Below are 15129 nucleotides of genomic sequence, written 5' to 3'. Positions count from 1 at the left end.
CTCATCACGTGGGAGCTCGCGCGGCAGGCCCGTCCGGTAGCTCGGTGTCGGTGAACACGCTGCTGCCGTAGACATCCCGGTCGGTCAGCGTGATCAAGTCGGTCTTGGTGAGCGGTCTTCGCAGCTCCACCAGGCGCTTCGCCTGGCGCAACCGGCAGCGGTCCAGCGCGTTGCGCACGCTGCGGGCGTTGGAGAAGCGGGGCCTGGCCATCCGGCGCTCCAGATACTCGCTGAACGCCACGCGCGCCGCGTTGTCGAAGCGGAAGTTCTCCGCGGCCACCATGAGCTCGGCGATGCCCATGAGTTCGGCATGGGTGTAGTCGGCGAACTCCAGGTGATGCGCCACCCGCGACGACAGCCCGGGATTGGCGGAGAAGAAGCGCTCCATCCGGTCGGGGTAACCCGCGAAGATCACCACCAGGCTGGCGCGCTCGTTCTCCATCTCCTGTAGCAGTATCTCGATCACCTCCTGCCCGTAGTCGCGTTCGTTCTCCGGCCGGAACAGGTAGTAGGCCTCATCGATGAACAGCACGCCACCGGCCGCCTTGGCCAGCGCCTCCTTGGTCTTCGGCGCGGTGTGCCCGATGAACTGGCCGACCAGGTCGTCGCGAGTCACGGTGTGCACCTTCGGCTTCCGGATATAGCCGAGCGCGTGCAACATCTCGGCCATGCGCAGCGCCACCGTGGTCTTGCCGGTGCCGGGGCCGCCGGTGAAGCTCATGTGCATCGTCGGCCGGGAGGACGTCAGCCCGAACCGCTGCCGGGCCCGATCGATCAGCAGCAGCGCCGCGATCTCCCGCACCCGCCGCTTTACCGCGGCCAGCCCGATCAGTTCGGCATCCAGTCTGCGTAGCGTCTCCTCGACGTCGTGGCCCGCGATATCGGCCGACAGATCCAGTACCGCGTCCGCGCCGAGGATCTCCGGCGCCTCCGGTTCGGCGGGCGCCGTCCGCACCGCGCCGGGAGCGTCGGCCCCCGGCCGGTGCAGACGGAATCCGGAGCCGTTGCGCTCAGCCGCCATACCGGTCTCCCGGACGGACGGTGGTCGCATACGAGTGCAGGCCGTACTTCTGCTGGCGGTCCGGGCCCTCGGTGCGGGTCAGCAGGAAACCGGGTTCGTCGGGCGGGCGCTGCACCAGGAAGCTCAGCGCCGTTGTCTGCCTGGTGTAGCGGGCGTCGTAGGCCAGCACCCGCACGTAGTGCCGCGGGAAAGTCGCCCGGCAGGCGTTGATCTCGGCGAGCACGCCGTCGGGCTCGTCCAGGTCGAACAGCGGCAGTCCCCACATCTCCCAATAGGCGTTGCGCGGATGCGGATCGTCGGTGTACTCGATGGACACCGGCCAGCCGTTGAGCAGCGCGTAGCGCACCTGGGCGGCGATCTGCTCGTCGGTCAGCGGCGGCAGGTAGGAAAACGTTCCGTGACGCAAGTACATGGCTTGTCCTCCCAGGGTTCTCAGCGGCTGGCCGTCGGCACGGCGTCCGGCGCGTCGGTGGAGGTGTAGTCGAAGGTGACATCGCCCCAGGTCGCCAGCGCCACATCGAGCGGACGGCAGATCTCGGCCGCCTTCCGCAACACCTCCGGCCCTTCCTTCAGCAGGTCGCGGCCTTCGTTGCGGGCCTGAACGACCGCCTCCAACGCCACTCGGTTCGCCTCCGCGCCCGCGGCGATGCCGAGCGGATGCCCGATCGTGCCGCCACCGAACTGCAACACCACGTCGTCGCCGAACAGGTCGAGCAACTGGTGCATCTGGGCGGCGTGAATGCCGCCGGAGGCCACCGGCATCACGCCGGGCAGGCTCGCCCAGTACTGGTCGAAGAAGATCCCGTTGGCCGGTTGGGTGCGAATGTGGTTCTCCCGCAACGTGTCATAGAACCCTTTGGTGGTGGCGGGATCGCCTTCCAGCTTGCCGACCACGGTGCCGGCGTGCAGATGGTCGACGCCGATCAGCCTGCACCACTTGGCCAGCACCCGGAAGCTCACGCCGTGCGTCTTCTGCCGGGTATAGGTGGAGTGCCCCGCGCGATGCAGATGCAGCAGCACGCCGTTGCGCCGCGCCCAGTGCGACATCGACTGCATCGCGGTGAAACCGACCGTGAGGTCCATCATGATCACGACGCTGCCCAGTTCCTTGGCGAACTCGGCGCGCTCGTACATCTCCTCCATCGACGCCGCGGTCACATTGAGGTAGTGCCCCTTGATCTCGCCGGTCTCGGCCATCGCCCGGTTCACGCCCTCCATCGCGAACAGGTACCGGTCGCGCCAGCGCATGAACGGCTGCGAGTTGATGTTCTCGTCGTCCTTGGTGAAATCCAGCCCGCCCTTACACGCCTCGTAGATCACCCGGCCGTAATTGCGCGCGGACAGACCGAGTTTCGGTTTCACCGTCGCACCCAGCAGCGGTCTGCCGTACTTGTTGAGGTATTCGCGCTCCATCACCGTGCCGTGCGGCGGCCCTTGGAACGTCTTGACGTACGCCACCGGGATCCGCATGTCCTCCAGCCGCAGCGCCAGCAGCGGCTTGAAACCGAACACATTGCCGATGATCGACGAGGTCAGGTTGGTGATCGACCCTTCCTCGAACAAGTCGAGATCGTAAGCGATGTAAGCGAAGTACTCCCCCGGACGTCCGGGCACCTCGTCGATGCGATAGCACTTGGCCTGATACCGCGAATGCGCGGTCAGCCGGTCGGTCCACACGACCGTCCACGTGGCCGTGGAGGATTCACCGGCCACCGCGGCCGCCGCCTCGATCGGGTCGACGCCGCGTTGCGGCGTCACCCGGAACACGGCGAGCACGTCGGTCTCCGACGGCTGGTAGTCGGGGGCGTAATAGCCCATCGACGCATAGGATTGGACACCCGGATCCCAGCGGTCGCGTTCGGTTTCTTCGGCCATCGTTCCTCCTGCTGTTCCACTGCGGGACACCCGCACCCGGGCGAACGGGCGTGCCTTGGGATTTCCAGGATGACGGGACCGATACCGACAAACAATTTGATTGTTCCTGGCCACATTCAACGTATTCGTTGAGTTTGTTACCGTCATTCGATGGGTATGGTGAGCGCCGGGCGGATGGAAACATTCCTGGCCGTCGCCCGCCAGGGCAGCATTCGCCGGGCCGCGGCGCAACTGCACATCACCGAGGCGGCCGTTTCCGCGGCGGTCGCGCACATCGAGAAACAGCTGGGCGCGAAGCTCATCGCGAAAGCCGGGCGCGGCATCGCGCTCACCGAGGCCGGTCGCATCTACACCGAGTACTGCCGCGGCATCCTCGGACTGATGCAGGAGGCGCAGGCCGCCGTCCGTCGCGCGGAGACCGGGCGGCTGCGCATCGGCGTGGTCGCCACCGCGGGCGAGTACGTCTTGCTGCGCCCGCTCGCGTCGTTCCGCCGCCGGTTTCCCGACATCGAGCTGAGCCTGTCGGTGCATCCACGCGATGTGCTGTTCCTCGAATTGCAGCATCATGAAACGGATCTCGTCATCGCGGGGCGCCCGCCGCGCGGCACCGGACTGGTGGTGCGGGCCCGGCGCCCGAGCGGTCTGGTCGTGGTGGGCCTCCCCGAACTCGATCCGCTGCATGCCACCTGGCTGCTGCGCGGCCGCGGCTCCGGCACCCGCGAGGCCACCCTCGGCCTGCTCGACCAGCTGCGGATCGAACCACCCACCCTGACCCTCGGATCACACGGCGCGGTCTTGGCCGCCGCACGAGAAGGACTGGGCGTCACGCTGATTCACAGCGACGCGATCTCCCAGGACCTCGAGAACGGCGTTTTGCGCGTGCTCCCGGTCGACGGCACTCCGCTCGACCGCCCATGGCACGCGATCACCACCCGCGCACCGACCCCCACCACCCGCCTGTTCCTCACCCACCTGCTCGACCCCGCCGAGGTCGGACCCGACGCCTTCCATCCCCACTGACCCCAGCCCGCGGAAGAAAACCAGTGGCCCGGATATGACAAACTGGCCGCATGGCCGGAGGGAATGTACCGACCAATGTGTCGGACACCGCGCGCTGGGTCGCGGCGTATCGAGCGCGTGAGACGGCGCGCCCGGATGCTCTGTTCCGTGATCCACTGGCCGACCGGCTGGCGGGCGAACACGGCCACGCCATCGCCGACGCGGCCCCCTCCGTGATGCGCAACGGCTGGCCGATCGTCACCCGGACCAAACTGATCGACGACCTGATCGCGAAAGCGATCGCCGAAGGTTGCGACCGCGTGCTCAACCTCGCCGCCGGCCTGGACACCCGCCCGTACCGGCTCGATCTGCCCGCCGATCTCCTCTGGATCGAGGCCGACCTGCCCGAGATCGTCGCGGAGAAGGACAACGCGCTGGCCGGTGCGGCGCCGCACTGCGTGCTCGTCCGCCGAGCGGTCGATCTCGCCGACCGCGAGGCCCGTGCGAAGTTCCTCGACGAAGCGCTCGGCGCGGTCGGCCCGGTCACTGCGCGCGCGTCGAAGGCCCTGGTGCTCACCGAAGGGCTGCTGATGTATCTCGACCCGCCCACCGTCACCGACCTGGCGACCACGCTGGCGCGTCCCGAGATCGCTTGGTGGCTTCTGGACTTCAGCATGGGCATGCACAAGATGCGCACCGGCGACACCTTCGCCAACGCGCCGATGAAGTTCGAGCCGCCGAACGGCGTCCGTTTCTTCGAAGACCTCGGCTGGCAGCCGATCGAGCTGGAGAACCTGCTGCTGCACGCGCGCAAGTTCCGCCGGGCGCCCTGGTACCTGCGCCCCTTCACCTATCTGCCGCAGCCCGACCCGCGCAAACCCATGCGCAACCCATGGTCGGGGATCGTCCGCTTCCGCCACGCCTGAGCGCGGGCTGCGTCACCCAGTCGGGCGCGAACAACGCGACCGAGCCGTGCCAGCGCCCCAGGCTGCGCGCCTACAGCTGGCCATGGGGCGAGTCGAAGGTGAGAACACGTCCGCCGAGCTGGATTTGCGCGCCCGGCAACAGGGTGACCGGATGGCCGGGAATGGCCCGGATCCAGTCCGGACGGCCGGGCTGGCGGATGTGGGTGCCGTTGGTGGAGCCGCCGTCGACCACCGTCACATCCCAGTCGATGAGGCGGACTTCCGCGTGCGCCCGGGACATCCCGCCCGAGCTGTCGTCCAGCCGCACCGGGCGCGCGCCGCGCGCGACCGCCTCCGCGTACTCCGGTTCGCGCCCCAGAACGCAGTCGTTGTCCAGGACGAACGAGGTGCCGTCGTCCAGCAGCAGCACCCCCAGGGGCGGGCGCACGCCATCGGTCAGCACGCAGGTCAGCTGGTCCATGCGGATGCCGCAGACCGCGCAGAACGACACCCGCGGGTCGTTGTGATGATGCCGCGCGCATCGGAAGCCCGGCACGATCACCCGATGACCCAGTGTGTTCGCACCGGAGGACCCGAGTGCGTCGGCGACGACCTCCGCGGACGGCACCACGGTCTCGGCGAGGTTCGTGTCGTTGGCGATCGCGTAGTCCCGATCGTTGCGGTGCTCCGGCCGCATGCCGCCGCGCTCCGGCCGCGGCGGGATCGGCTGCGGCGGTACCGGCTGCGCCACCGGTGGCGTCATGCCCGCGCGAGACGCTCGCGCTTGGAGATCGACTTCCGTTGCGGCATCGCCCGAGTCGCCCTTCCGCAGGCTCATCTGTCGCGGCGGCGCTGGCATCTGCTCGAGACCTGGCGGCTCGGACTGGGACGATCCGGCCTCGGAGATCGGCTCGGCACTGAGCGGTGCTGACGCCGCTTCGTGCTCGGAGAAAGGGAGCGGTGCGGACACCGATTGGTCATCCCGGCTAGGGCGCGGTGTGGACGCCGCGTTCTGCTCGGGGACCGGGTGCGCTGTGGGCACTCGTTGGCGTCCGGACATCGGGCGCGGAGTAGACGCCGCTTTCCGCTCGCGGCCCTGGTATTCGGTGGACGACGGTTCGTGTCCGGGCATCGGACGCGGTGCGGACACGTCTTCATGTTCGGCGTCCGGGTGTGGTGCGGAACTATCGTGCGAGACCACGGCCGAGTCCGGTTCCGCGATCGGATGAGGTTTCGACGTGGTTCCCGCTTCGTCGGCGGTCGAGGGTTGCGCGCTCGGCTGCGGTTGCGCTGTCGGCTCGGTCTCGCCCGTCGAGTGCCCCGACGCCGCTCGGTGTCCGGACGCGCGATCTGACGCAGACCGATCCTCGCCCATGCGCGGTTCCGGCTGCGCATGCGACCCACCGATCGATGACGGTTCTCGGACGGGTGCGGCGGCGCGAGTTCCCGCCGACCCGGTGACACCACCCATCGCCGCTGCATCGGCTCCCTGCACGGCACCAGACCACAGCACAGCGCCCGACCCCGGCGCCGTTCCCGCTTCGAGCGCGAAGATCCCGCGCTCCGGCAGGGAGCCCGCACCGTGCCCCGCCTCGTCGACGAACAATCCCGCCCCCAGGCCGGGCCCAGGCGTCACCACCCGGTCGACGGTGAATCCAGCGTCCCTGCCGCGGAGCACTTCCGTGCGATCGGATCCGGCCAGAATCGCGGTCACCCCGCCGTGCAGGAACACCGCGACGCCATCCTCCACGGGGGTGATCACCCCGAATTCGGCCTCGTCCTCTTCCCCGTTCGACAGGTTCATCAGCCAGGACGTCGCCAGCCGTGCCACCGCGCGCCCGCTGCGGTGCCGGTCGTGCGCGACGGCCTCGCGCACGATGTCGAGCAGGGCCGCCATCGTCTTGGCCGCCACCGTGTCCGCCGTGACCGTGCCCTCGCCCCGATGCGCTACCACCACGACCGCGCCGCCCACGCCCGCCACCAGATGGGCGCCGGGCACCACTTCGATCCGACCGCTCATAGGAACCTGCCGCCTTGGAACCGCCACCGATGGAAGACGACCCGCATCGGCCCGTTCACGATCAGCCAGAACAGAATCCACGTGCTGACGAATTGCAGCAGGAACGCCGCCGGAGACGGACGCAGATGCTCGGGCAGCACCACCGTGGTGTAACGCACGAGGACCCAGATCAGCGCGCCCTCGTTGAGAATGGTGATGAAACCGAACAATGTCGGCCAGTCCTTTTCCCAGCGGAATTGCTGCAGAAAGTGGTAGAGCAATTCCCAGAGCACGCCGACCAGAACGGTCGCGAGCAGGACCGACAACGTGACCCGATACGCCTGTCCGATACTCGGCGATCCGGTCGGCAGCAATGGGGTGATGATCAGCGCGACGAAGAATCCGATCACGCTCAGCGCGAGAACACGGGTCTGAATTCGCCCGTTCAAGGTAGGAAGCATCGCTCAGATCTTCTTGTTCGTCACCCACAGCCACCATTGCCGCGTCGAGCGCAGCGGCCCCATCCTGCGGCAGAATCCCAGCGCGGCCAAATCGTCGGCGATCTCCTGCGCGGCGATCTGCAAACCGAGGAAGGTGTCCACACCGACGAACGGCCCGCCGAGCGTCGCGCTGCCGGAGGCGTAGATCCGCCCCGTGCCGCTGCGGGTGCCGATCAGCTCGAACGTGGTGTCCACGTCCAGCCGTCCCATCGGATTGCGCCCGGCGCCGGTGTGGTCGAGCAGGTCGGCCAGCAGCCGGTGCTCACGGATGTCGGCCTCGAGCCCGGTGCAGTCGATGATGTAGTCGACGGTCGTGTCGAACGGCTGCGTCGGCGGCGGAAACGGCAGCGGCGCAGTGGTGTCCGGAAGAATCGTCGCGACCACGCCTTGACGCCCCTCGGCGGGACGCGGCGCCCGCATCGTGCCCGCCATCACCTGATACCAGCCCTGCGTGCGGCCGCGGCGCAGCTGTTCCTGCCAATTGTTCCTGATCGGGGTGTTGGTGCCGGAGAATTCCTGATACGCCTTCGCGCGTTCCTCGCCTTGCAGATTGCGCACCTTCTGCTTCAGCTGACCGCCCCACACCGATTTCGGGTAGTTGAAGCCCTGGTAGGCCCACCCGTGGCCGCCCTTGCGCCGATTGAAGAGGTTCTTGCCGTGCGAGCCAGCGACATAGGTGCGGAACAGGTGCAGGATCCGGGTGTCGAGCCCGTAGGCGTCCCGGTCGTCGATGAGCCGTTGCAGCACACGGCTGGCCACGATCCCGCTGCCCCGGATCAGCACCGTGCCGGGCCGCCGCTGCAGCGCCTGATAGACGTGCTCGTGCGGCTCGTAGGCGTTCACCACGCGAGTGGGATCGCGATGGGTCTCGCGGTATTCCTGCAGGTCCGGCAACAGCTTCAAACCCGGATAACCCACCGCCACATGGACATACGTGCTCCGGAACGCGACGCGCTTGGTCGGCGCCGAGCCCGCGGGCGGGGTGAGAATGGTGAAATAGCCGCCGCCGTTGCGCTTGCGCACCATGCGAACGTGCCCGCGGCGCAGCGAGCTCGCGTAGCCGATGCGGTGGAACTCCCGCTCCATCGCCGCGAACGCCTGGCCAGCCCGCGGGGTGTAGTAGTTGGCGAAGATCGGTTCGACGAAAACGTTCCACAGCGGCGTGATCGACTTGTCCGCGATGGCCTCCCGCACCGCGTAGGAGGGGAAGCCCCAGATGTTGTCCGGCGTGGAGGCGGAGTCGCTGCGCAGGCGTTCCGAGCGAGGAATCTGCGACACCCTGGTCAAGTATTCATAGGACGCCCACGGGTGCTCCTGCGGGCCCAGCACGGCCATCGCGTGCGCCGGCACACCGAAGATGCGGAGCGTGTCATAGGTGACGAACGAACCGATCCCACTCCCGATGGTCACGAACGGTACATCGACCACCGGAATCCCGGCTCTGTCCAGCATCGCATCGGTCCACGCGTCGGTATCGACGAGGGCCTGCGTGATATCTCCCCGCATTCGCCGGACTCTACCGGGCGATCCTTATCGACAGCTTGTCATCGGCTTTCGGTGAAATGACACCGTCGGTGACGCGCGGTGAGCCGCCGTCCGACGCGCGGCGGCGATCTGCGCGAACCTGCCACGCGGTCGGCCCCCGCGGACGTACCATGCCGTTCGTGGCCGATTCCGTTCGTTCCACCCCACTGCGGGTTCTCGTGTACAGCAGCGACGCCGACACCCGGCGCCAGGTGATCTTGGCCTTGGGCAAGCAGCCGCACCCGGAGCTACCGGCGTTCGAGTATCTCGAGGTGGCCACCGCTCCCGTGGTGATCGCCCAGATGGATGCCGGGGGTATCGATCTGGCCATTCTCGACGGCGAGGCGGCTCCGGCGGGCGGACTCGGCATCGCCAAGCAGCTGAAGGACGAAATCAGCCCGTGCCCACCGATTCTGGTGCTCACCGGCCGCGCGGACGACACCTGGCTGGCCAGTTGGTCACGCGCGGAGGCATCGGTCGCGCATCCCATCGATCCGATCCGTCTCACCGAGGCCGTCGTCGGCCTGCTGCGCAGCCGTTCCGCGGCCTGATCGCCACCGTCCTCCAACGGACCCCGGGACCTCACTTATAGCGATCATGCATTAGTCTGCCGCGTCGCGCATCAGCGCCTTCCTGCACCCCACCGGACCGGCATCACCCCGGGCCGGGAGCCGGACGGACACTGCCATCTGTCGCGGATCGCGACTCCGAACCTGCTCGGAACCACATTTGACGTCGCAAGGGCCGACATTTCGCGTCGTCGGCCGCGCTTCCGGCAAACGTCACGTGACGACACCCCGGATTACCACCGTTTCAGTCATAAATTGTTGTACTGAATTCGATCAAACGGCCTCGCGAATCCGGCGGCGGCCGGACCGTTCGGTTGTAGGCTGTGCCCTATCTCACATGGGAACGGTCCTGGTAATGACCCATCCCGGTGAAGCCGAGGGGCGAGTCTGGCCGAGGCGGACAACGACGTCAGCCCGCCTCGGACGCTGTTGTCACCCAGCCGCAGCTCGCAAGGAGGGGAAGTGCAGTCGTGAATATCGAGGTGCCGATTCTTGTCCTCGGCGCGATCGCGGCCGCGTTCGCGCTGTTCTCCATCATCGTGGCGGCCCTGGTCGGCCCGAAGCGCTACAACCGGGCCAAGCTGGAAGCCTACGAATGCGGTATCGAACCCACCCCGCACGCCGTCGCGGGCGGGCCGGGAAACGCTGCCGGACAGCGCTTTCCGGTGAAGTACTACCTCACCGCCATGCTGTTCATCATCTTCGACATCGAGATCGTGTTCCTCTATCCGTGGGCAGTCCACTTCGATGCGCTCGGTCTCTTCGGCCTCGCCGCGATGGCGTTGTTCATCGTCAACGTCTCCGTGGCCTACGCCTACGAATGGCGGCGCGGCGGGCTCAGCTGGGAGTAAGCGCCGCAACCGAATTCGTAGCCGACGAGTGGAAGCGAGTCAGAAGAACATGGGTCTCGAGGAAAAACTGCCCAGCGGATTCCTGCTGAGCACGGTCGAGGATTTCGCCGGATATCTGCGCAAGGGCTCGCTGTGGCCGGCCACCTTCGGCCTGGCCTGCTGCGCCATCGAGATGATGGCCACCGGCGCGGGGCGTTTCGACATCGCCCGCTTCGGCATGGAGGCCTTCCGCGCCTCGCCGCGGCAGGCCGACCTGATGATCGTGGCCGGCCGGGTGAGTCAGAAGATGGCCCCGGTGCTGCGCCAGGTCTACGACCAGATGACCGAACCGAAGTGGGTGCTGGCGATGGGCGTCTGCGCCTCCTCCGGCGGGATGTTCAACAACTACGCCATCGTGCAGGGCGTCGACCACGTGGTGCCGGTGGACATCTACCTGCCCGGCTGCCCGCCCCGCCCGGAGATGCTGCTCAACGCGATCCTGGCACTGCACGCGAAGATTCAACAGATGCCGCTCGGCGTCAACCGCGAGGAGGCCATCCGCGCCGCCGAAGAGGCCGCGCTCGCCTCGACGCCGACCATCCGGATGGAGGGTCTGCTGCGATGACCTTCGACACCCCCGACGACACCGGCACCCAGCCCGCGCACGACCCGATCGACGCCGCGGCCACCGCCGGACCCGAAGGCACACTGCCGGAGGAGGATTCCGCGCAGCCCGCCGCCGACGTGATCGCTGTGCGGCGCGGCATGTTCGGCGTCGCGGGCACCGGCGACACCTCCGGCTACGGTGGCCTGGTCCGCCCGGTCACCTTGCCCGGCAGCACGCCACCCCCGTACGGCGGCTACTTCGACGAAGTGGTCGACGCGCTGCGCGCCGCGCTCGCGACGGGGGGCACCCGCTTGGACACGGCGCTGGAGAAGGTGATCGTCTTCCGCGGCGAGCTCACCCTGCACGTTCGCCGCGAACACCTGCTGGCCGTCGCGCGGGCGTTGCGCGACGATCCCGCACTGCGTTTCGAACTCTGCCTCGGCGTCAACGGCGTGCACTACCCGGAGGATTCCGGCCGCGAACTGCACGCCGTCTACCACCTCATGTCGATCACACACAACCGCCGCGTGCGCGTGGAGGTGTCCGCGCCGGACGCGGACCCGCACATCCCCTCGCTCTACGAGGTGTACCCGACCACCGACTGGCACGAACGCGAGACCTACGACTTCTTCGGCATCCGATTCGACGGTCACCCCTCGCTCACCCGCATCACCATGCCGGACGACTGGCGAGGCCACCCCCAGCGCAAGGACTACCCGCTCGGCGGGATCCCGGTCGAATACAAGGGCGCGCGTATCCCGCCGCCCGACGAGCGGAGGGCATACAGCTGATGAAAGCATCGCGAAGCGATTCCGAGCCCGCCACGGTCACCGTCGCCGGTCAGGACTGGGACCAGGTGGCCGAGACGCTGGCGGGCGCGGGCGAGGAACGCATCGTCGTCAACATGGGCCCGCAGCATCCGTCCACGCACGGCGTGCTGCGGCTGATCCTGGAGATCGAAGGCGAGACGGTCACCGAAGCCCGCTGCGGGATCGGCTACTTGCACACCGGTATCGAGAAGAACCTCGAATTCCGCAACTGGACCCAAGGCGTCACCTTCGTCACCCGCATGGACTACCTGTCGCCGTTCTTCAACGAGACGGCGTACTGCCTCGGCGTGGAGCAACTGCTCGACATCACCGAGCAGATCCCCGAGCGCGCCACGATCATCCGGGTGCTGCTCATGGAGCTCAACCGCATCTCCTCGCACTTGGTCGCGCTGGCCACCGGCGGCATGGAACTGGGCGCGCTGACGCCGATGCTGTTCGGGTTCCGCGAGCGCGAGCTGATCCTGGACGTCTTCGAGACGATCACCGGGCTGCGGATGAACCACGCCTACATCCGGCCCGGCGGCCTGGTCCAGGACCTGCCCGACGACGGAGTGAGCAAGGTGCGCGAACTGCTCGCGCTGCTGCCCAAGCGGCTGCGCGACATGGAGCATCTGCTCACCGCGAACCCGATCTGGAAGGCCCGCACCCAGAACATCGGTTATCTCGACCTGCAGGGGTGCATGGCCCTCGGCATCACCGGCCCGGTGCTCCGCGCCACCGGACTGCCGCACGACCTGCGCAAAGCCCAGCCCTACTGCGGCTACGAGAACTACGAATTCGACGTCCCGACCACCACCGGCTGCGACTGCTACGGCCGCTACGCCATCCGGGTGGAGGAGATGAAGGAGTCGCTGAAGATCGTGGAGCAATGCCTCGACCGGCTGCGGCCCGGCCCTGTGATGGTGGAGGACAAGAAGATCGCCTGGCCCGCCGACCTCCAGCTCGGCGCGGACGGACTGGGCAACTCGCCCCGGCACATCGGCAAGATCATGGGCAGGTCCATGGAGGGGCTCATCCACCACTTCAAACTGGTCACCGAGGGCATCCGGGTCCCGGCGGGCCAGGTGTACGTGGCGGTGGAGTCCCCCCGCGGCGAACTGGGCGTGCACATGGTCAGCGACGGCGGCACCCGGCCCTACCGGGTGCACTATCGCGACCCCTCGTTCACCAATCTGCAAGCGGTCGCGGCGATGTGCGAGGGCGGCATGGTCGCCGACGTCATCGCCTCGGTCGCCAGCATCGACCCGGTCATGGGCGGAGTAGACCGATGAACACAGCATCGCACAGCGATCCAATAAGGGGTGGTGGCCGGGTGACGGGTGGGCACACAGCATCGCACAGCGATCCCACGAGCAGTGGTGGCCGGGTGACGGGTGCGCACACAACGTCGCCGAGCGGTTCCACCAGTGGTGGCGGTCGGGTGATGAGCGGGCACGAAATCCTTTTGAAGCTCGGCACCCGGCCCGAGCCCTACCAGCCGTTCGTACGCGAGCGGCTGGAAACCGACGCCAAGGAGATCATCGCGCGCTACCCGCACCCGCGGTCGGCGCTGCTTCCCCTGCTGCATCTGGTGCAGTCCGAGGACGGCTACGTCACCGGCACCGGCATCGAGTTCTGCGCCGAACAGCTCGGCCTCACCGGCGCGGAGGTCACCGCGGTCGCCACGTTCTACTCGATGTTCCGGCGCACTCCGACCGGCGACTACCACGTCGGCGTGTGCACCAACACGCTGTGCGCGGTCATGGGCGGCGACGCCATCCTCGCCGCGCTCGAGCGCCACCTCGGCATCGGACACGGCGAGACCACGGCGGACGGCGCGATCACGCTCGAACACATCGAGTGCAACGCCGCCTGCGACTTCGCCCCGGTGGTCATGGTCAACTGGGAGTTCTTCGACAACCAGACCCCCGAATCGGCGCGCGCCCTGGTGGACGCCCTGCGGGCCGGACAACAGGTCACGCCGACCCGCGGCGCGTCGCTGTGCACGTTCAAGCAGACCGCGCGCATCCTGGCCGGATTCCCGGACGACCGCGAAGGCGTCCTCGACGGCCCGGCCGGCGAGGCGACGCTCGCCGGTCTGCGGATCGCCCGCGAGCAGGGCATGCAAGCCCCTGCGGCACAAGAGGATTCGGAGGGCATCCGATGACCCTCACACCGGTGTTGACCGAGTACTGGGACGATCCGCAGTCCTGGACGATGGACACCTACCTGCGCCACGACGGCTACCAGGCGCTGCGCACCGCGTTGCGGATGGACCCCGACCAGGTCATCCAGACCGTCAAGGACGCGGGCCTGCGCGGCCGCGGCGGCGCGGGCTTCCCCACCGGCATGAAGTGGAGCTTCATCCCGCAGGGCCCCGGCCCCGACGGCGTCACCAAACCGCACTACCTGGTAGTGAACGCCGACGAGTCGGAACCGGGCACGTGCAAGGACATTCCGCTCATGCTGGCCACGCCGCACGCGCTGATCGAAGGCGTCGTCATCGCCTCCTACGCCATCCGCGCGGCGCAGGCGTTCATCTACGTACGCGGCGAAGTGGTTCCGGTGCTGCGCCGGCTGCAAGCCGCGGTGGCGCAAGCCTACGAAGCGGGCTTCCTCGGCAACGACATTCTCGGCTCCGGCTACGACCTCGAGCTGATCGTGCACGCGGGTGCGGGCGCCTACATCTGCGGTGAGGAGACCGCGCTGCTGGATTCGCTGGAAGGCCGCCGCGGACAGCCCCGCCTGCGTCCGCCGTTCCCGGCCATCGCGGGCCTGTATGCCTGTCCGACGGTGGTGAACAACGTGGAATCCATCGCCAGCGTGCCGCCCATCATCCGCAACGGCATCGCCTGGTTCCGCTCGATGGGCAGCGAGAAATCCCCCGGCTTCACCCTCTACTCGCTGTCGGGCCACGTCACCCGGCCCGGACAGTACGAGGCGCCGCTCGGCGTCACGCTGCGGGAACTGCTCGGTTACGCCGGGGGCGTGCGCGCCGGGCACCGGGTGAAGTTCTGGACGCCGGGCGGGTCGTCCACGCCGCTGTTCACCGAGGAGCACCTCGACGTTCCGCTCGACTACGAGGCCGTCGCGAGCGCCGGATCCATGCTCGGCACCAAGGCGCTGCAGATCTTCGACGACACCACCTGCGTGGTGCGGGCGGTGCTGCGCTGGACCGAGTTCTACGCGCACGAGTCCTGCGGCAAGTGCACCCCCTGCCGGGAGGGCACCTACTGGCTCGTTCAGCTGCTGCGGCGCATCGAGTCCGGCGAGGGCGACGAATCCGACCTGGACAAGCTGCTCGACATCAGCGACACCATCAACGGCAAGTCGTTCTGCGCTCTCGGCGACGGCGCGGCCAGCCCGATCATCTCCTCGCTGAAGTACTTCCGCGAGGAGTACGCCGACCACCTGCGGCTCGGCGGATGCCCATTCGACCCGGCGCGCTGCACCGCATGGGCCGAGTCAGGAGAAGGGGTGCGATGAATCCA

At 68.0% G+C, this 15129-nt stretch carries 15 protein-coding genes; 9 read left to right on the top strand and 6 right to left on the bottom strand.

Annotated features, from left to right (window positions below):
• Nucleotides 1-4 precede the first annotated feature (4 nt).
• Genes ON34_RS12500 through ON34_RS12490 form a run of 3 tightly spaced genes read right to left on the bottom strand, consistent with a single transcriptional unit; the run spans nt 5 to nt 2896 of the window.
• Nucleotides 5-1021 (bottom strand): AAA family ATPase, encoded by a 1017-nt coding sequence (locus ON34_RS12500; protein ID WP_040778723.1) that lies wholly within the window; start codon nt 1019-1021, stop codon nt 5-7.
• Entirely contained in the window at nt 1011-1433 is a 423-nt protein-coding gene (locus ON34_RS12495; protein ID WP_040778721.1) for a ribulose bisphosphate carboxylase small subunit, read from the bottom strand. Before ON34_RS12495 ends, ON34_RS12500 begins: the two co-directional genes overlap by 11 nt.
• A 20-nt stretch (nt 1434-1453) precedes the next feature.
• Nucleotides 1454-2896: a form I ribulose bisphosphate carboxylase large subunit gene (locus ON34_RS12490; RefSeq protein WP_040778718.1), complete on the bottom strand. Its 1443-nt coding sequence runs from the start codon at nt 2894-2896 to the stop codon at nt 1454-1456.
• A 150-nt stretch (nt 2897-3046) separates the two neighbouring features.
• Here ON34_RS12490 and ON34_RS12485 point away from each other — a divergent pair, with 150 nt between their 5' ends.
• Both ON34_RS12485 and ON34_RS12480 read left to right on the top strand, forming a co-directional pair.
• Nucleotides 3047-3916 (top strand): LysR family transcriptional regulator, encoded by an 870-nt coding sequence (locus ON34_RS12485; protein WP_245548004.1) that lies wholly within the window; start codon nt 3047-3049, stop codon nt 3914-3916.
• 50 nt (nt 3917-3966) lie between these two features.
• The gene (locus ON34_RS12480; protein ID WP_040778713.1) at nt 3967-4821 is read left to right on the top strand and encodes a class I SAM-dependent methyltransferase; all 855 of its coding nucleotides are present in this window, start codon (nt 3967-3969) and stop codon (nt 4819-4821) included.
• A 70-nt stretch (nt 4822-4891) separates the two neighbouring features.
• On the opposite strand, the gene ON34_RS33520 is transcribed toward ON34_RS12480, so the two are convergent.
• Genes ON34_RS33520 through ON34_RS12460 form a run of 3 tightly spaced genes read right to left on the bottom strand, consistent with a single transcriptional unit; the run spans nt 4892 to nt 8805 of the window.
• On the bottom strand, nt 4892-6820 hold the full coding sequence (locus ON34_RS33520; RefSeq protein WP_051022433.1) for an FHA domain-containing protein: 1929 nt from the start codon (nt 6818-6820) through the stop codon (nt 4892-4894).
• Nucleotides 6817-7260 (bottom strand): hypothetical protein, encoded by a 444-nt coding sequence (locus ON34_RS12465; protein WP_040778711.1) that lies wholly within the window; start codon nt 7258-7260, stop codon nt 6817-6819. Before ON34_RS12465 ends, ON34_RS33520 begins: the two co-directional genes overlap by 4 nt.
• 3 nt (nt 7261-7263) lie before the next feature.
• A complete protein-coding gene (locus tag ON34_RS12460; protein ID WP_040778708.1) occupies nt 7264-8805 on the bottom strand; it encodes a hypothetical protein in 1542 nt (513 codons plus the stop codon).
• 158 nt (nt 8806-8963) lie between these two features.
• Here ON34_RS12460 and ON34_RS12455 point away from each other — a divergent pair, with 158 nt between their 5' ends.
• From ON34_RS12455 to nuoF, 7 genes are all read left to right on the top strand, one after another.
• On the top strand, nt 8964-9374 hold the full coding sequence (locus ON34_RS12455; RefSeq protein ID WP_245548003.1) for an Rv3143 family two-component system response regulator: 411 nt from the start codon (nt 8964-8966) through the stop codon (nt 9372-9374).
• 488 nt (nt 9375-9862) lie between these two features.
• Nucleotides 9863-10243 carry an NADH-quinone oxidoreductase subunit A gene (locus ON34_RS12450; RefSeq protein WP_040778705.1) on the top strand — a complete coding sequence of 127 codons (381 nt, stop codon included), beginning with the start codon at nt 9863-9865 and terminating at the stop codon, nt 10241-10243.
• A gap of 49 nt (nt 10244-10292) precedes the next feature.
• Complete coding sequence (locus tag ON34_RS12445; RefSeq protein WP_040779012.1) at nt 10293-10847, top strand: NuoB/complex I 20 kDa subunit family protein; 555 nt, start codon at nt 10293-10295, stop codon at nt 10845-10847.
• The gene (locus ON34_RS12440) at nt 10844-11620 is read left to right on the top strand and encodes an NADH-quinone oxidoreductase subunit C (RefSeq protein ID WP_174372030.1); all 777 of its coding nucleotides are present in this window, start codon (nt 10844-10846) and stop codon (nt 11618-11620) included. Before ON34_RS12445 ends, ON34_RS12440 begins: the two co-directional genes overlap by 4 nt.
• Nucleotides 11620-12930, top strand: a complete 1311-nt coding sequence (locus ON34_RS12435) for an NADH-quinone oxidoreductase subunit D (protein ID WP_040778703.1) — start codon at nt 11620-11622, stop codon at nt 12928-12930. The genes ON34_RS12440 and ON34_RS12435 overlap by 1 nt, the downstream gene beginning before the upstream one ends.
• Before the next feature lie 152 nt (nt 12931-13082).
• Nucleotides 13083-13805 (top strand): NADH-quinone oxidoreductase subunit NuoE, encoded by a 723-nt coding sequence (gene nuoE / locus ON34_RS12430; protein WP_040778701.1) that lies wholly within the window; start codon nt 13083-13085, stop codon nt 13803-13805.
• The gene (nuoF, locus tag ON34_RS12425; protein ID WP_040778699.1) at nt 13802-15124 is read left to right on the top strand and encodes an NADH-quinone oxidoreductase subunit NuoF; all 1323 of its coding nucleotides are present in this window, start codon (nt 13802-13804) and stop codon (nt 15122-15124) included. Before nuoE ends, nuoF begins: the two co-directional genes overlap by 4 nt.
• Nucleotides 15125-15129 lie beyond the last annotated feature (5 nt).

This window comes from Nocardia pneumoniae NBRC 100136, from assembly GCF_000308755.1.
Lineage (GTDB): Bacteria > Actinomycetota > Actinomycetes > Mycobacteriales > Mycobacteriaceae > Nocardia > Nocardia pneumoniae.
Note: the sequence above shows the minus strand (reverse complement) of the source record. Positions and strands in the feature narration are given on the sequence as shown.